The sequence below is a fragment of the Streptomyces sp. A0592 genome (assembly GCF_004795115.1).
In the GTDB taxonomy this organism is placed as follows: domain Bacteria; phylum Actinomycetota; class Actinomycetes; order Streptomycetales; family Streptomycetaceae; genus Streptomyces; species Streptomyces erythrochromogenes.
Genome location: NZ_SSBM01000004.1, coordinates 351,477 through 368,643, shown reverse-complemented (window position 1 = coordinate 368,643; position 17,167 = coordinate 351,477). Strand labels below are relative to the sequence as shown.

Genomic DNA, 17,167 nt, shown 5'->3' with positions numbered 1-17,167 from the left:
ACGGAATCCGGCAGGTTGGGTACGTACGTTCTCATGAGCCAGCCGCGCCCGACCCCCGCATCGGAATCTGATGTTCCGAAACCCGTCACCCCGGCGTCGACCTACCGTCTCCAACTGCGTCCGGAATTCCCCTTCGCGGCGGCCGAGGCGGCCGTGCCGTACCTCGCCTCGCTCGGCGTGTCGCACCTGCACCTCTCCCCCGTCCTGGAGGCGGCGCCCGGATCGGCCCACGGGTACGACGTCACCGACCACTCGCGCGTACGGGCCGAGCTGGGCGGCGAGCCCGGCCTGCGGGCCCTGGCCCGCTCCGCCCGGGAGCACGGGCTCGGCCTGGTCCTCGACATCGTGCCCAACCACATGGCGGTGCCGACGCCGCTGCGGCTGAACCGGCCGCTGTGGGAGGTGCTGCGGGACGGGCCCGACTCGCCGTACGCACGCTGGTTCGACATCGACTGGGAGGCCGGCGGCGGGCAGGTGGTGCTCCCGCTGCTCGCCGACCCGGTGGACTCCTGCGACCTGAGGGTCGACGGCGGGGTGCTGCGCCACGGGGAGCAGGAGTTCCCGCTGCGGGAGGGGACCGAGGGCCTGGCGCTGCCGGAGCTGCTGGCGGCGCAGTGGTACCGGCCGGCCTGGTGGCGGGAGACCTCCACGGCTCTCAACTACCGCCGCTTCTTCACCATTTCGGAGCTGATCGGCGTCCGGGTGGAGGACCCCGACGTGTTCACCGCCACCCATGCGAAGGTGTTGGAGCTGGTCCGGGACGGGGTCGCGCAGGGACTGCGGATCGACCACGTCGACGGCCTGGCCGACCCCGGGCAGTACCTGGGCCGGCTGCGGGCCGCCGCCGGCGACGGCTGCTGGGTGGTGGTCGAGAAGATCCTGGCCCGCCACGAGCGGCTGCCGGCCGACTGGCCGGTGGCGGGCACCACCGGGTACGACGCGCTGCACCGGGTCGACGGGGTGTTCACCGATCCCGAGGGCGCCGCGGAACTGGCGGACCGGTACGGGGAGTCCACCGGCCTGCCGCAGTGGCCGCAGACGGCGCGGGCCTGTGCTCGGGAGGTGCTGACCGGCGACCTGGCCGCCGAGCTGGGGGCGCTGGAGCGCCGAGTCGGCGGTGAACTGGCCGGTGCGGTACGTGAGTTGCTGATCGCCTTTCCCGTCTACCGGCCCTACCCCGGCGAGCCGGAGCTGCCGCCGCAGGCGCTGGAGCGGGCGGCCGAGCTGGCCGGTCCGGCCGCGGTGGCCGGCGTACGGGAGCTGCTGCTGCGGGATCCGGCCTTCGCCGCCCGGTTCGCCCAGACCTCGGCCGCCCTGCGCGCCAAGTCCCTGGAGGACCGGGCCTTCTACCGGTACGCGCCGCTTCTGTCGGCCACCGAGGTGGGCGGTGAGCCGGGGCGTCCGGCGGTGTCGCCCGAGGAGTTCCACGCGTACTGCGCCGTCCTGGCCCGGGACTGGCCGGAGACGGGCACGGTGCTGTCCACGCACGACACCAAGCGCAGTGCGGACGTCAGGGCCCGGATCTCGGCGCTGTCGCAGGCGCCGGAGCTGATGGACCGGGAGAGCGCGGCCCCCGACCCCCACCTGGCCTGGGTGGCCCGGCAGACGGCGCTGGGGCTCGGCCGGGCCCCCGAGGCGGTGCCGCGGCTGGCCGACGCCCTGCTCAAGGGGGCCCGCGAGGCCGCCCTGCGCACCAGCTGGACCGACCGGGACGAGGAGTACGAGACGAGCGTGCCCGGCTACGCCCCGGCCCCGCTCGACCTCCCGGCGGAGCTCGCGGGGGCGGCCCGCGCGAACCTGCTCGGCATGGCGCTGCTGCACCTCGCGATGCCGGGGGTGCCGGAGGTCTACCAGGGCGCGGAGACCGAGTACCGGGCCCTGGTCGACCCGGACAACCGGCGCCCGGCGTACTTCCCGCGCGACGAGCTGGGGCGGCTGGACGCGGGGGCCGCCCCGCACGGCCCGGCCGAGGAGAAGCTGGCCCTCACCGCCGTGCTGCTGCGGCTGCGGCGGGACCGGCCGGAGCTCTTCCGCGGCTACGCCGCCGTCGCGGTCCGGGGCCCCGCGGCCGGCCACCTGGTGGCCTTCACCCGGGCCCCGGGCCTCCTGGTGGCGGCCACGCGGCTGTCCCACCGGCTGGCGGCCTCGGGCGGCTGGCGCGACACCCAGGTGGACCTGCCGCCGGGCACGTGGACGCCCGTCCTGCCCGCGCACGCCGGGCGGAACACCGCGGCCGCGCACAGCGGCTCGGCCCGGGTGGCCTCCCTGCTGGACGACCGCCCGGTGGGGGTCTGGGTCCGCCGGTGACGGCCCGCCCGTGACCGGTCCGGCTGCGGCACGATCCACGGCGGCCGGACCGGCGACGCGGAAGCCCCTCCGGCCGGACCCGTCCCGGCCGGCGCCCGGAGGAGGCCGGCGAAGTCCGCGGCCCCTCCGGCCGACGGGACCCGCGCCCGCCGCGGTGCCCTGCTCCTCGGCGGGCCCGAAGCGGTCGGACGAGCGGTCTCCGCCCACCGGACCCGGCGCCGCAACACGGGTCCGCCCCACCGCAGACCGGTGCCCACCGTACCGACCCGGGGCAGAGGATCCGCAGCCGTTTCACCGGCCGTCCGTTGCGGGCCCGCCGCCTCCGGGTCAGGCGCGCATCGCCGCGTACGCTCCGAGCCACCCTGCCGCCAGCCGGTCGCCGCGGGTGAAGACGGCCGCGCCGCAGCACCCGGCCGACGGGTCGGCCGGGTCGGCCGGCGGGAGGAGCAGTGTGGTCTCCTCGCCGTCGGCGACGTGCACCGTGGTGGCCACGCCGTTCCACAGGCGGATCGCCGATCCGGGCGGGGCCCACACCCGGACGGCGTCGCCCTGGAGGGCGAGGCGCGTGCCGGTGGCGCGCTCCGCGAGGAGGGCGTGGTAGCGGTCCGGGGAGAGGGCGCAGTCGCCCGGTGGAGTCGTGCCGTTCCAGTCGGGCGCGTCGATGCCGCGGGCCCGGGCCGCGTTCCACATCCGGGGGACGAGGCCGGGCGCGAGCGGGGCCGTGGCCATGCGCTCGCACATCCAGAGGAGGCGTCCGGCCCCCCGGTCGACCCCCAGCGTGCGCCAGCGGATACGGAGGGCGAGGTCGGCCGCGACGACGGCCACCCAGGGGTGGACCGTGCCGAGGGGGCCCTGCGCGCCGAGCCAGGCCAGGTAGCGCCGGGCCTCCTCCAGGATGCCCGTCATGGAGTCCATGGGGATGCCCAGGACGTAGGCGGGGCGGCCGCGGAAGAGGCGCGGACGGGTCGCGGCAAGGAGCAGGACCGCGCGGGCCAGATCCCCGGCCTGTGGCCGCTGCTCGTCCTCGGTCGGCGTCGGCGCAGGTTCCTTGGCCGTGCCCAGCCCCCAGGGGTCGTCCGGCTCGTCGTCCGCGTGCTCGGCCTCACGCAGGACTCGGCGCAGGGCAGCCTTCGCCCGCTCGGTGAACGGCGCCTGTTCGAGCACGGGCAGACGGGTGCTGAGCAGGGTCGCGAGCAACTGCTCGGCCGTGAGCGGGTCTTCGGGTACCGGGGCCAGCCGCAGTGCCGTCGCCAGATCGTCGGCGACCCCGGCGTCTACCATGAAGCGGCTGGTCAGCCGGCCCAGCGCGCTGGGCTCCAGGCGGGCATCGCCGGCGATGTCGCGCAGGCAGCCCACCTCGGCGAGGAACCGGGCCGCCTCGTGCAGGGGCTCCACGCTGTCGTGCCCCTGGTGGGCGGCGAACGTGCCGGCCCACCACCGCTCCGCCTCGCCGAGGGTCGAAACGCGCTCCTGAACCGCTTCGGCGAGCAGGTGGTCGGCCAAGCGCTCGTCCAGTCGGGACCGCACGCTGTATCCGGCGGCCAACCGGGCCTGCCAGTGGGCCCGTTCCGCCGGGTCGGTGAGGAGGAACGCCCAGCCCTCGCGCTCTCCGGCGCCGATGCGCCCCGCGCGTCCGAACATCTGCTGGACCATCGACACCTCGACGCGGTCCAGACCGATGGTGGTGTCGCTGACGATCACCGCGCGGGCGGGGAGGTTGACGCCCGCCGCGACCGTGGAGGTGGCGACCAGGACCTCCGCCTCGCGGGCACGGAAGGCCTGCTCGGCCTCCCGTTTGTACGGCCAGTCCCGGTAGTGCAGCCGCACCCCCGCCTTGGTGCACAGCCGCTCCACGGCTTCGGCGTCGTCGGCGTCCACGCCTGCGGTGGGCACGCCCCGGTCGGCGGCCATCGCGAGCGCCGTGGTCCGGACGCGGCGCTTGCTGCCGCAGAAGACGAGGACGCTGCCACCGTCCCCGGTGACCTGACGGGCGATGCGCACGGCGGCCTCGGTGCGGACGGCGGCCCGCTTCGCCCAGTCCGTCTCGTCGACCGGCGGCAGGAGGGGCAGTTGCCAGGTGAGCCGGGTGGGCCGCCAGGTGGTGCGGACCAGGCGGGCGCCCAGCCACCGGGCGACTTCGTCCGCGTTGGCGACCGTCGCGGACAGGCCCACGATCCGGGTTGCCGCGCTGTCCTCCCGTACGCGTGCCAGCAGCGCCTCCAGTACGGCTCCGCGGGTCGGATCGCCGAGCAGGTGGATCTCGTCGACCACCAGGCAACCGACCTCCGCGAGCGCGTCCCGCAGCGAGCCCGCACGGCAGATCGCCTCGAACTTCTCGGTGGTGGCCACCCACACGTCGGCCGACCGGATCAGCTCCGTGTCCACCGCGGCCTCGCCGGTCAGACGCACCACCCGCAGCCCGTGGCGGCGCCACAAGCGGAGCTCGCGGTCGAGTTCGTCGGTGAGCGAGCGCTGCGGCACCAGCCAGGCCGCCTTGCGTCCGCGGGCGTGCGCCTCCAGCGCCGCGACCATCCCGATCGGGGTCTTTCCCGCGCCCGTCGGCGCGACCACGACCAGATGCCCGGTGCCTTCGAGCACCACCGGGACGGCGGCGGCCTGGACCGGGTTGAACGACGGGTGCGGCAGCAGCTCGGCCCACTCGGCCGGCACCAGCTCACCGACGGGCACGTACGCCTCGCCGTCGCCGTCCGGCAGCTCCTCCAGCGCGTCCCACTGGGCGGCGAAGGCGTCCCGGGCCGCCACCGCCCAGGGCCCCGGGGCGGGGGCCGCTCCGTCCGGACCGACGGCGACCAGCCCCGCCCGGCCGCCGGTGTCGGTGACCGTGCCGACCCGGCCGGCCTCCTCCCAGTACCGGCTGACCCGGTACGGGACGCCCCGGCCCTCCAGCCATGCCCTCAGCGCCTCGTACTCCCGGCCGTCGGGGAGGATCACCCGCACGTCCTCGGCCGCCGTGAGCACGGCGTCGGGCGGGCGCCACGCGGGATCGGCGACCTTCCACCACGACAGGGCCCTCGGCTCGCTCTCGTCGGGCACGACGAGGTCCTGCGGCCACGCGGGGCCGCCGTCCGCGCGCACCCCCGAACCCTTGACGATCACGGTGACGGTGACCCCCGGCCCGTCCGGGCACGGCGCGAGGGGCACCGGCGCGGGCGCCCGGCGACGCCGGGCGGGCCGCGCGGTCTGGCGGGGCACTGTGTCGGTCAGCTGGTCGTACCGCGTCACCCCGAGCTCCGCGAGGGTGAAGGCGGTGGAACACGCAGGGCAGACCAGAGCCGTGTACTGGTAGGTGCGCCCCTGGGACTCGTACGGTCTGCGCAGGGCGTGCAGTTCACCGCCGCACACGGGACAGCCACGGCCGACGGTCTCCTCATAGGCCCATCCCGGCTCCGCGAACCGCGCCGGGTACTCTCCGCCCAGCGTGATTCCCCACCGCTCCTGTGCCAGGTCGGTGACCGATCCGTGCACGCCGGCCTCGTCAGTGCGCATGGTGCGACTGTGGCATCCCGTGATCATCTTCCGCACCCGGTTTGCGGGGTTTCCCCCGCCCGAGAGGGTTCGGCATAGCCTTGGCCAGGGGTTTCCCCGGAGTTCCGGCGAACTGTGGGGCCCGTACAGCAGTAGGGGGCGGGCCCGGCGGGCATGGCATCCCTTGTGACTCTCCTCCGTGACATGTGCTACCCCACACCGCAGGAACTCGGGCTGGCCGGCCGGGCTCTGGCGGACGAACACCCCGGCGAGGTCCGGCTCCGCCAGGCCGGCACCTCGCGGGCCGGACAGCCGATCTGGGTGCTGTCCGTCGCGGCGACCGCGGGGCCCGGCGCGGACGGCCCCGGCCCGGCCGGTACCGCGGGCGGGGACGCCCGCAACGTCCTCGTCGTCGCCGGGGCGCACGCCAACGAGCCCGTCGGCGGCGCCACCGCGCTCGCGCTCGCCCGCCGGATCGTGCGCGAGCCGGCGCCGCGCGCGGGCTGCGGCTGGCACTTCCTGCTCTGCGCCGATCCGGACGGCGCGGACCTGCACCGCACGCCCCGCCCGTACTCGCTGCTGGACTACCACCGGTACTTCTTCCGGCCGCCCGGCCCCGAACAGCCCGAGTGGGCGCCGTCCTTACTGCCCGCGGACCGGCTGCCGCCGGAGACTCTGGCGCTGACCGCGCTCATCGACGAGCTGCGGCCCGTGCTGCAGGTCTCCCTGCACGCCACCGATCTCGGTGGCACCTGGGTGCAGCTCACCCGGGACATACCCGGCCTCGCCGAGCCCTTCGGCAAATCGGCCGCCGACCTGCGCATCCCGGTGGAGAACGGGGCCTCGGACGCCGCCGGCTGGCCCTCGCCCGGGCCCGGGATCTTCGTGATCCCGCAGCCGGGGAGCGAGGCCGCCGGGGCGTTCCACCCGGAGGACACCCGGCTGAGCACCTGGTACCACGCCCACCGGTACGCCGGCACCACCGCGATCGTCGAAGTCCCCATGTGGGCCTCCGACCTGGTGGACGACCCGGCCCCGCACCCCGACCCGCGCCGCGCCCTGCGAATGCTGGCCGGGCGGCTGACGGCGGACGCCGCGCTTGTCGGCGCGGCCCGGGAGCGGGCCCGGGACCGGCCGGGTCCGGGCGCGTACGAGGACCCGGCCGCGGCCCCGCTGCTGCGCGCGGTGGACTGGACGCTCGCGCTGATCCCCCGGATCGCCTCCGAGTGGACGGGCGCCGGCGCCCCCGCCGAGGCCACGGCGGCGTACATCGCCAGCATCGACGCCTTCGGGCGGCGGCTGTCGCTGCGCGCGGCGGCGATGCTGCTGCGGGTCCTGCGCGCCGAGGGGCACCCGGCGGCGCCCGGGCTGGACCGGCTGGTCACCGGGTGGTGCGAGGAGTTCGCGGCCCGGTTCGGGGCGCGCTGGATCCCGGTGGCGACCCAGGTGGAGCACCAGTCCCGTACCGTCCTGGCCGCCTACGACAAGCTCGTGGCGGCCGGCCGCTCCACGGGCAGGGCGTAGCGGAACTTGGGGTTGGAGGCGGCGCCGAGGCGGTCGTAGAAGCGGATCGCCCCCTCGTTCCAGTCGGGGGTCTGCCACTGGACCTGCTCCAGGCCCAGCTCGCGGGCCAGCCCCGTCACGCCCTCCATCAGGGCGGCGCCGAGGCCCTGGCCGCGGGCGGCCGCGGCCAGGTAGAGGCAGTCCATGTGCAGGTGGTCCCGCGCGTCCCAGAACGCGAACTCGACCGAGCAGGCGGCGTATCCGGCGACGACGCCGTCGGCGTTCTCGGCGAGCAGCACCCACAGCCGGGAGTCCTCGGCGAACAGCCGCGGGCCGAGCCGCCCGGCGAGGTCCGCCGGGCGGGGGGCCGACTTCTCGTGGGCGACGTGCTCGTGGATGAGTTCGACCAGCCGGGGCAGGTCCCCGACCCGGGCGCGGCGGATGACAGGCGTGTGTTCCATGACCGCCATCCTGCGTGGTCGCTCCCGGCATCGCACCGGTGGGGGCCGGTGAGGGTGCGGGCCGGGCGGAGGCGGAGGGCGCGCCCGGCCCCGGGATCAGCCCGCCGAGAGCCGGAAGCTCATGTTCCCGAAGCTGACCTGGTCGCCGTCGCGGACGACCGCGGAGCCCGTCACACGACGCCCGTTGACGCTGGTGCCGTTGGTGGAGCCGAGGTCCTTGAGCACCCACACGCCGTCGCGCAGGCTCAGTTCCGCGTGCATCCGGGAGACGGTCTCGTGGCTGAGTCGCAGCCCGTTGCCGGGGTCGCGGCCGATCCGCAGGGCCGCCGCACTCGGATGCGGCAGCAGCAGCTTGGGCAGCCGCTCGGCGGTCCAGGCCCGCCGGACACCGGCGGACACCGCCGACACCCGGCCGACCCAGCCGAACAGCCGACGGGTCCACGGGCTTTCGGCGGCCTCCCTGGACTGGAGGTCGGCGGTGAGGACCGCGAGGTCCTCGGAACGGCGGGCCACCAGGGCGAGTTCCATGCGGCGCAGGAAGGTGTCGTGGGACAGCTTGCCGAGGGCCGCGCCCTCCCTGAGCTGGCCCAGCGCACGGTCTCGCTCGGCGTCCGACAGCCGCGGCGCGGGAAAGGCAGGAAGTTCGAAACTCGACGTCACAGGGTGATTGTCGGCCCGTCGGGGCCGGAGTGTCCAGAACTCCCCCACCACGCCCGGAATGATGGGCACGATAAGCATGCTGGACACCGCCGGAGACGAGGGGACCGCCCGTGCAGTTCGAGGTGTGGGCACCGCTGTCGGGCCGGGTCGCCCTGCGACTCGACGACGTGACGTACGACATGGCACGCGATCCGGACCGGGACGGCTGGTGGACCGCGCAGGCCGCGGCCGGGGACGGCAGCCGCTACGGCTTCCTCCTGGACGGGGAGGCCTCCCCGCGGCCCGACCCGCGCGGCCGTCGCCTGCCGGACGGCCCCGACGGGCTGTCGGCCGTCGTCGACTTCGAGGCCCTGGCCCCGCAGCCCGCGCCGTCGCCGCGCGTCCCGCTCCAGGACGCGGTCCTCTACGAGCTCCACGTGGGCACGTTCACCCCCGAGGGCACCTTCGACGCGGCCGCGGCCCGCCTCGGCCACCTCCTCTCCCTCGGCGTCACGCACGTGGAGCTGATGCCGGTGTGCTCCTTCGCCGGCCGGCACGGCTGGGGATACGACGGGGTCGCGCCCTGGGCGGTGCACGAACCGTACGGCGGCCCGGCCGGCCTGGCCCGGTTCACGGCCGCCGCCCACGCGGCCGGGCTGGGCGTGGTCCTCGACGTGGTGCACAACCATCTCGGGCCCTCCGGGAACCACCTGCCCGCCTTCGGCCCGTACTTCACCGACACCCACCACACCCCGTGGGGCTCCGCGGTCAACCTGGACGCGCCCGGCTCCGACGAGGTGCGCGCGTACCTCATCGGCAGCGCGCTGGCCTGGCTGCGCGACTTCGGCATCGACGGCCTGCGCCTGGACGCGGTGCACGCGCTGGCCGACGGGCGGGCGCTGACCTTCCTGGAGGAGCTGTCCGCGGCCGTCGAAGGGCTCGCCGCGGAGACCGGCCGGCCGCTCTTCCTGATCGCCGAGTCCGACCGCTGCGACCCGCGCACCACCACCCCGCGCGCCGCCGGCGGCCTGGGCCTGAACGCCCAGTGGAACGACGACTTCCACCACGCCCTGCACTGCGCGCTGACCGGTGAGTCCCAGGCGTACTACGCCGACTTCGCCGAAGCCCCGCTGGCCGCCCTGGCCAAGACCCTGAGCCGGGTCTTCTTCCACGACGGGACCTGGTCCTCCTTCCGGGGCCGCACGCACGGCCGGCCGGTGGACCACCGCCGGACCCCGGCCCACCGGTTCGTCGGCTACTCCCAGACCCACGACCAGATCGGCAACCGGGCGCTCGGCGACCGGCTCTCGGCCTCGCTGTCCCCCGGGCTGCTGGCCTGCGCGGCGACGGTGGCGCTGACCGGGCCCTTCGTGCCGATGCTGTTCATGGGCGAGGAGTGGGGCGCCCGCACCCCGTGGCAGTACTTCACCGACCACCCCGACCCGGAGCTCGCGGAGGCGGTGCGCAGCGGCCGGCGCCGGGAGTTCGCGGCGCACGGCTGGAAGGCCGAGGAGATCCCCGACCCGCAGGACCCGGCGACCCGGGACCGCTCCTGCCTGGACTGGTCGGAGCCCGAACAGCCGCTCCACGCCCGCCTGCTGGACTGGTACCGCACCCTGGTCGCGCTGCGCCGCACCCACCCGGACCTGCGCGACCCGGACCTGGCGGCGGTCCGGGTCGCCCACGACGAGGAGCGGCGCTGGCTGACCTTCCGGCGGGGAGACGTACGGGTCGCCGTGAACCTCTCCGCCGAGCCGGTCACGATCGCGCTGGGCCGCAACGGGGTACGGGTGCTGGCGTCCTGGGAACCGCTCGAACACCCCGGCCCCGACGGGCGGATCCACCTGCCCGGCGAGTCGGCGGTGGTCCTCGCTCCCTGAGCGAGCGGGGAGCGGGGAGCTGGGCTACTCGACGACGGCGAGTTCGCGCGGGGCGTTGTTCAGGCGGCGCCCGCCGTCCTCGGTGACGGTCACGATGTCCTCGATGCGGACGCCGAACCGTCCCGGCAGGTACACGCCGGGCTCGACGGAGAAGCACATGCCGGGGACCAGGGGCTGCTCCTCGCCCTCGACCATGTACGGGGGCTCGTGGGTGGTGACGCCGATGCCGTGGCCGGTGCGGTGGATGAAGCGGTCGCCGTACCCGAACTCGGTGATCACGGCCCGGGCGGCCCGGTCCACGTCCTGGCAGGCGGCGCCCGGCCGGACCGCCGCGAAGGCGGCCTGCTGGGCCTCGCGGACGATGTCGTGGACCCGCTGCTCCTCGGCGGTGGGCTCGCCGACGTGCACCGTGCGGGAGATGTCGGAGCCGTAGCCGAAGCGCAGGCCGCCGAAGTCGAGGACCACCGTGTCGCCGTGGCGGATGACCCGCTCGCCGGCCTCGTGGTGCGGGTTGGCGCCGTTGGGCCCGGAGCCGACGACGGTGAAGTCCACCTGGGAGTGGCCGTGCGTGCGCAGCAGGGCGGCCAGGTCGGCGGCGACGTCGGTCTCCCGGCGGCCGGCGAAGGGGAGATGGAGGATCTGCGCGTAGGCGGCGTCGGCGGCGGCTCCGGCCGCGGCGAGGCGCTCCAGTTCCCGCGCGTCCTTGACGGCGCGCAGCATGGGCAGGCAGTCGGTCAGCGCCGCGTAGGAGGTGTTCGGCAACTGCCGCTGGAGGCCGAGGAGATGCAGGGCCCAGGTGTTGTCGCTGACCCCGAAGCGGCCGCGGGGGTCCAGCAGCGGGGCGGTCAGGGCGTACGGGTCCTTCCCGTCGGCCCAGTCCCGCAGGGTCAGCGCGCCGGCTCCGGCGGCCTTGGCCGCGTCGGGCGCCTCCAGGGCGGGCACGACGAGCACCGGGTCCTGCCCGGCGGCCAGGACGAGGAGGGTCAGCCGTTCGGTCTCGGCGGTGGGGCGGTATCCGGTGAGGTGGGTGAGGTCGGGGCCGGGGGCGATCAGCAGCCCGGCGAGCCCCGCCCCGGCGGCGCTCTGCGCGGCCGAGGCCATACGGGCGGCGTAGTCGGCCGCGCTGAAGGGGGCCGGGCCGGCGGCGTCGGTGTCATCGGTCATACGGGGGATCCTGCCGTGAGCCGTGCGGCGAGGGCGGCGGCCGCGCCGGTCGGGGCGCCGGGCGAGAGCAGTTCCGTCCGGTGCACCAGGCGCGGGGCGGACAGCGGTACGGCTACCCCCGCGCCGGCGGCCTCGGCGACGCGGCGCGGGAGAAGGGCGAGGCCGTGCCCGGCGGCGGCCAGCGCGCAGAGGGCGAGCAGGTCGGTGCCCTCGTAGCGGACGGAGGCCCGGGCGGCGGTGAGCGGCAGGCCGATGCCGGGGGCGTCGATCCAGCGGGCGTCGGCGAGGTCGTCCAGGCGGACGGCGGCCCGCCCGGCGAAGGGGTGCCCCTCGGGCAGCAGCACGGCCAGTTCCTCCTCCCCGGCGCCGGTCACGGTGAGGGGTGCCACGTCGGGCAGCCGCAGCGGGTCGCTCGGGGCGGCCGGGCCGTCGACCAGTCCGAGGTCGCAGCCGCCGGTGGCCACGGCGGCGGGCACATCGGCCGGGGGCAGCACGCGCAGGGTGACCCCGGTCGCGGGCAGGGCGGCGAGCAGCCGGGGGCCGACGGCGAGCGGGGAGGCGGCGAGCGTGACGCGGCCGGGCGGGGCGGCGGCCAGCCGGAGCACGTCGGCCCGTGCGGCGTCGAGCCGCAGCAGCAGCGGTCCGGCGTGCTCCAGGAGCCGCACCCCGGCCGGGGTCGGTGCGACGGGCCGGCGGGTGAGGAGCTCCGCCCGCAGGTCCCCCTCCAGCGCGGCGATGTGCTGGGAGACGGCGGACTGGGTGTAGCCCAGCTCGCGGGCGGCGCCGGAGAAGGAGGCGAGCCGGGCCACGGCGACGAAGGTGCGGAGCAGGTGCGGATCCATGGACATCAGGATCACTTATCGCCGGTGCACGAACAATCGTTGGCACTGAAGGGGGTGGCGGTCACAAGATGGTCGACATGACCACCGCACCCACCTCACCCACCTCACCCCCGCAGGTGGCGCGGATCGCCCTCGTCGGCGACCGCTCCCCGCACGTGAAGTCCCACACCCGGATCCCGCTGCTCCTCGACGCCCTCGCCGCCCGCGACGGGCTGGTCCTCGACGCCTACTGGATCCCGACCGCCGACGCGGCGGCCGAGGCCGCCGCCGGGACCCTCGCCCGCTTCGACGCCGTGTGGGTGCTGCCGGGCAGCCCGTACGCCAGCGAGGCCGGGGCGCTGGCCGCGATCCGGGTGGCCCGCGAGGAGGGCGTCCCCTTCCTCGGGACCTGCGGCGGCTTCCAGCACACGCTGCTGGAGTACGCCCGGACGGTGTGCGGGCTGGCCGAGGCCGCGCACGCCGAGAACGACCCCGGGGCACGGGACCCGCTGATCGCCCCGCTGGCCTGCTCGCTGGTCGGCCACGAGGGCGTCGTACGGGCCGAGAGCGGGTCGCTCGCCGAGGCCGCGCTCGGCGCGGAGCGGTCGACGGAGCGCTACCACTGCAGCTACGGGCCCGCCCCGCGGCACCTGCCTGCCCTCATCGCGCACGGGCTGCGGCTGTCGGGGTACGACGAGGACGGGCAGGTGCGCATCGCGGAGCTGCCCGGGCACCCCTTCTTCCTGGCCACGCTCTTCCAGCCGGAGCTCCAGGGGGACGGGACCAGGCCCCACCCGATCATCAGGGCCCTCGCCGTGGCGGCCGTGGCGCACGCGGCCGGCCGCGCCGACGGGGTCGCGGCCGGGCTCACCGCCACCCCGGCCGCGAGCCGGTCGGCCGGATAACGCGTCGCGGGACCACCCCGCAGATCGGCTATGCTGTGCATGCACATCGACGGGCGGTCCGCCGCCCCTCGTGGTGGGTGTAGCTCAGTTGGTAGAGCACCTGGTTGTGGTCCAGGTGGCCGCGGGTTCAAGTCCCGTCACTCACCCTGATCCCCCGGGGTACGAGGTCTCCTCGTAGCCCGGGGGTTTTTTCGTACCCTCGCGGCTAGTCGCGGAGGAAGGCTTCCACTTCGGTGGCGAAGGCCACGGGGGTCTCGTGCGGCGGGTAGTGCCCGGCGCCGGGGAGGGTGCGGATGCGGCAGTTCGGGTACCAGACCTGCCAGGTGGCGCGCATCACGTCGGCGGTGAGCGCGAGGTCGTACTCCCCGACCAGGACGAGCACCGGGACCGTGTTGCCCTTGACGGCGGCGGAGAGGTCCAGGGACTGCCAGCTCGCGAGGTAGTCGGCGAAGGCCTCCGGGCGGGAGATCTCCAGGGAGTGGGCGACCATCCGGTCGATCCAGTGGCCGCTCGCCCGGTTGCCGGTGACGAGGTCGAGGATGGCGCGCCGGTGCTCGGGGCTCTCGGCGGCGCCGAAGAAGAGCGCGTGGGCGGCGTCGTCCATCTCGTACGGCGCGGCGGGGACCGGGTTGATCCCGACGAGCTTCTCGATCCGCTCGGGGGCGCGGACCAGGACCTGCTGGGCGGCCTTGCCGCCCATGGAGTGGCCGAGCAGGGAGAAGGTGTCCCAGCCGAGCTGGTCGGCGAGTTCGAGGACGTCGTCGGCGATCTCGGGAAGGGTGTGGCGGCCGGCGACGTCCCGGCGTTCGCCGTAGCCGCGGTAGTCGAGGAAGGCGTAACTGAACCCTTCCGGATCCAGGTGGTCCAGCACCGAGCCCCAGTTGGCGGACGTGCCGAACCAGTCGTGCAGCACGATGACGCGAACGGGTCCGGTGCCGATCCGGCGGTGGGCGATGGCCATGCGTTCTCCCTCGGTGACGGGGATGGTGACAACCGACGCGGTACGTCATGCCCACCGCGCCTACCATCACACCGTGAGCCCGACATCGCGCACGGACCGGCTGGTCATGGGGAGCTTCTCGCGGCCGGACGGGGCCCGGCACCCCCATCACCCGCAGAGCTACGAGATCACCGACCCCGCCGAGGCCGCCGAGGTCCGGGCCGTCCGGGAGCTCGGCCGCAGGCTCGCCGGCGACGACCTGTTCGGCTGCTCGTGCGGGCACGACGACGGGACCCTCCACCCCACCCCCGAGTCGCACCGGCTGCTGGACCCGCTGTCCCCCGACGGGATCCCGGCCCGCCACCGCGCCCGCTGGGTGGCCGCGGCACCCGGGGCCCTGCGCGAGTACGCCGGGGCCCTGGCCGCGGGCGCCGAGGAGCCGGCTCCGCCGCGCGGGGTGCCGCTGAGCGTGGTCTTCGGCTGGCTGGGCGCCGTACGGCAGGAGCCGCGCGACGCGGCCCTGCTGCTCGCCGAACGGGCCCCCCTGCGGCTCCTGGCCGGGGCGGCCACGGGGGAACTGGCCTGGGCGGTGCGGGAGTCGGACCGCGCCGGGCTGGAAGGGGCCGTGCGGTTCTTCGCGGGCGAGGAGTTCACCACCCGCCACCCGAAGCGGCGCCGGGTCCCGGACACCGCCCGCGACCTCCTGCTCCGGCACGCCCGCGGCCACCGCCCCGGGGACCTCGCGGTCCTGGAACGGCGGCTGCTGCGCGCGCCGGAGGACCGGATCAGGCGGTCCTGATCGCCGGGTCGGAGACGCCCGGGGCGCCGGTCTCCACGTGCCCCGCGAAGCGCCGCAGGAAGGTGGCGTCGAGGTCGGAGACGACCTTGACGTCGTACCAGCGGCCCGTGGGGGCGAGGTTCACGGTGTGGGTGAGCGTGCCTCCGGCCGCGACCCGGAAGGTCTGGGCCGCCCCGCCGTAGGAGTTGGTCACCGTGAGGTTGACCGCGGCCGTGCCCGAGTTGGTCATCGTCAGGGCCAGGTCGCCGGCGGCGCTCACGTGGCGGGCCGTGACCTCGGGGCCGGCCTTCTTCGCCGGGCCCTTCCAGGTGCGCAGGAAACCGTTGGGTCCCCACACCGTCAGATTGATCTGGTTGCCGGTGGAACTGCTGGTGGACCACGTGTCCGAGAGGGTCCTGCCCGCCTCGACCGTGTAGGGCCAGGGGCCGTCCGTGCGGTTGCCCGAGGTGCTGTGGAAGTGGGCGCCCAGGGTCGGGCCGGAGGCGAAGGTGAGGGTGAACTTGCCGGTGGAGACGGTGCGGGCGCCGTCCACGTACGGGACGTAGCCGAGCGCGCGGGTGGGCTTGGACCCGGCCTCCTGCGGTGGCAGGGCGCCCGTCGCCGGCGGCGTCGGGTGGTAGGAGGGGTGGCGGTCCTTGTCCGGCGGGACGTAGCCGGCCGTGGACGGCAGCGCGGCGGGGGCGGCATCGGCCCGGGTGAAGTCGAAGGCCGAGGTCATGTCGCCGCAGACGGCGCGGCGCCACGGGGAGATGTTGGGCTCCTGCACCCCGAAGCGCTTCTCCATGAAGCGGATCACCGAGGTGTGGTCGAAGGTCTCTGAGCAGACGTAGCCGCCCTTGCTCCACGGGGAGACCACGATCATCGGGACGCGCGGGCCGAGCCCGTACGGTCCGGCGGCGTAGCCGCCACCGCCCGCGTAGAGGTCCTTGGACACGTCGGCCGTGGACAGGCCCCACGCGGAGGAGGCCGGCGGGTACGGCGGGACGACGTGGTCGAAGAAGCCGTCGTTCTCGTCGTAGGTGATGAACAGGGCGGTCTTCGCCCACACCGCCGGGTTCGCCGTCAGCGAGTCCAGGACCTGCGAGATGTACCAGGCGCCGAAGTTCGTCGGCCAGTTGGAGTGCTCGCTGAAGGCCTCGGGGGCGGCGATCCAGGAGACCTGGGGCAGCGTGCCGGCCGTCACGTCGGCGCGCAGCCGGTCGAAGTAGCCGCCGCCCGCCTTGACGTTGGTGCCGGTGCGCGCCTTCTCGTACAGGGGGCTGCCCGGCTGGGCATTGCGGTAGGTGTTGAAGTACAGCAGCGAGTTGTCGCCGTAGTTGCCGCGGAAGGCGTCGTTGATCCAGCCCCAGGAGCCGGCGGCGTCCAGGCCGTCGCCGATGTCCTGGTAGACCTTCCAGGAGATCCCGGCCGCCTCCAGGCGCTCGGGGTAGGTCTTCCAGCCGTAGCCGAGCTCCTGGTTTCCGAGGACCGGACCGCCGCCGACGCCGTCGTTGCCGGTGTGGCCCGTCCACATGTAGTAGCGGTTCGGGTCCGTGGCGCCGATGAAGGAGCAGTGGTAGGCGTCGCACACCGTGAAGGCGTCGGCGAGGGCGTAGTGGAACGGGATGTCGTTCCGCGTCATGTACGACATCGTCGTGGCCGTCTTGGCCGGGACCCACTTGTCGTACTTGCCGTTGTTGTAGGCCTGGTGGCCGCCGGCCCAGTCGTGGTTGAGCCCCTCCAGGAACTGCATCCCGAGGTCCGCGATCTGCGGGTGGAAGGGCAGGATGTCCTTCGTCCCGTTCGACTGGTGGAAGATCGTCTTGCCGTTGTCCTGGAGCACCGGCCGCGGGTCGCCGAAGCCGCGGACGCCCTTCATCGCGCCGAAGTAGTGGTCGAAGGAGCGGTTCTCCTGCATGAGGACGACGATGTGCTCGATGTCCTGGATCGTTCCGGTGGTGCCCTGGGCCGAGATGGCGGCGGCCCGGGCGATGCTGTCGTTCAGCATCGCGATGGCGGCCGTGCCGCCGGCTATCTGCAGGAACCTGCGGCGGTTGAGTTCTGCCATGGGGTGACGACCTCTGGGGGTGAGGGGGGAGTCGAGGGGCGCCCCAAGGACAGCGGCCCCCGGGTACCGGACGGAGATGCCTTCGTGACACGGCGCCGTACACCTGGCGAACGGACGGCGTTCCGGCGTACCGCTGCCGCGCCGCCGGCAGGGTACGGCGATCCCCGCACCCGCAACAGGCGTCGAGAACGGGCCACATGGCCGGAACGGCGGAT

General features: G+C 75.1%; 12 protein-coding genes and 1 tRNA gene. 6 read left to right on the top strand and 7 right to left on the bottom strand.

Annotated features, from left to right (window positions below; all coding sequences use genetic code 11):
* Positions 1–33: 33 nt before the first annotated feature.
* A complete protein-coding gene (treY, locus tag E6U81_RS09160) occupies positions 34–2,307 on the top strand; it encodes a malto-oligosyltrehalose synthase (protein WP_136229578.1) in 2,274 nt (757 codons plus the stop codon).
* A gap of 327 nt (positions 2,308–2,634) precedes the next feature.
* Here the strand turns inward: treY and E6U81_RS09155 are convergent, their stop codons facing one another.
* Positions 2,635–5,814, bottom strand: coding sequence for a DEAD/DEAH box helicase (locus E6U81_RS09155; protein WP_240803723.1), 3,180 nt, complete (start codon positions 5,812–5,814; stop codon positions 2,635–2,637).
* 183 nt (positions 5,815–5,997) lie between these two features.
* Here E6U81_RS09155 and E6U81_RS09150 point away from each other — a divergent pair, with 183 nt between their 5' ends.
* Positions 5,998–7,317, top strand: coding sequence for a M14 family zinc carboxypeptidase (locus tag E6U81_RS09150; protein WP_240803722.1), 1,320 nt, complete (start codon positions 5,998–6,000; stop codon positions 7,315–7,317).
* Here E6U81_RS09150 and E6U81_RS09145 read toward each other — a convergent pair.
* Entirely contained in the window at positions 7,272–7,757 is a 486-nt protein-coding gene (locus E6U81_RS09145) for a GNAT family N-acetyltransferase (protein WP_346766135.1), read from the bottom strand. The two genes, E6U81_RS09150 and E6U81_RS09145, sit on opposite strands and share 46 nt — an antisense overlap.
* 96 nt (positions 7,758–7,853) lie before the next feature.
* Positions 7,854–8,417: a DUF1707 and FHA domain-containing protein gene (locus E6U81_RS09140; protein ID WP_031151271.1), complete on the bottom strand. Its 564-nt coding sequence runs from the start codon at positions 8,415–8,417 to the stop codon at positions 7,854–7,856.
* Positions 8,418–8,527: 110 nt separating this feature from the next.
* Between E6U81_RS09140 and treZ the strand changes: the two genes are divergently transcribed.
* On the top strand, positions 8,528–10,276 hold the full coding sequence (gene treZ / locus E6U81_RS09135) for a malto-oligosyltrehalose trehalohydrolase (RefSeq protein WP_136229575.1): 1,749 nt from the start codon (positions 8,528–8,530) through the stop codon (positions 10,274–10,276).
* A 24-nt stretch (positions 10,277–10,300) separates the two neighbouring features.
* Here the strand turns inward: treZ and E6U81_RS09130 are convergent, their stop codons facing one another.
* Together E6U81_RS09130 and E6U81_RS09125 are read right to left on the bottom strand one after the other, a co-directional pair.
* Positions 10,301–11,440, bottom strand: a complete 1,140-nt coding sequence (locus tag E6U81_RS09130; RefSeq protein ID WP_136229574.1) for an aminopeptidase P family protein — start codon at positions 11,438–11,440, stop codon at positions 10,301–10,303.
* The gene (locus tag E6U81_RS09125) at positions 11,437–12,282 is read right to left on the bottom strand and encodes a LysR family transcriptional regulator (RefSeq protein ID WP_136229573.1); all 846 of its coding nucleotides are present in this window, start codon (positions 12,280–12,282) and stop codon (positions 11,437–11,439) included. The genes E6U81_RS09130 and E6U81_RS09125 overlap by 4 nt, the downstream gene beginning before the upstream one ends.
* 77 nt (positions 12,283–12,359) lie before the next feature.
* On the opposite strand from E6U81_RS09125, the gene E6U81_RS09120 reads away from it, so the two are divergent.
* Positions 12,360–13,166: a hypothetical protein gene (locus E6U81_RS09120; protein ID WP_136229572.1), complete on the top strand. Its 807-nt coding sequence runs from the start codon at positions 12,360–12,362 to the stop codon at positions 13,164–13,166.
* A 73-nt stretch (positions 13,167–13,239) separates the two neighbouring features.
* A tRNA-His gene (locus E6U81_RS09115) sits at positions 13,240–13,312 on the top strand.
* Between the two features lie 59 nt (positions 13,313–13,371).
* Here the strand turns inward: E6U81_RS09115 and E6U81_RS09110 are convergent.
* Entirely contained in the window at positions 13,372–14,127 is a 756-nt protein-coding gene (locus tag E6U81_RS09110) for an alpha/beta hydrolase (RefSeq protein ID WP_136229571.1), read from the bottom strand.
* A 73-nt stretch (positions 14,128–14,200) separates the two neighbouring features.
* On the opposite strand from E6U81_RS09110, the gene E6U81_RS09105 reads away from it, so the two are divergent.
* Positions 14,201–14,905 carry a hypothetical protein gene (locus E6U81_RS09105; protein ID WP_136229570.1) on the top strand — a complete coding sequence of 235 codons (705 nt, stop codon included), beginning with the start codon at positions 14,201–14,203 and terminating at the stop codon, positions 14,903–14,905.
* Here the strand turns inward: E6U81_RS09105 and E6U81_RS09100 are convergent.
* Positions 14,892–16,952 (bottom strand): phospholipase C, phosphocholine-specific, encoded by a 2,061-nt coding sequence (locus tag E6U81_RS09100; RefSeq protein WP_136229569.1) that lies wholly within the window; start codon positions 16,950–16,952, stop codon positions 14,892–14,894. The two genes, E6U81_RS09105 and E6U81_RS09100, sit on opposite strands and share 14 nt — an antisense overlap.
* Positions 16,953–17,167 lie beyond the last annotated feature (215 nt).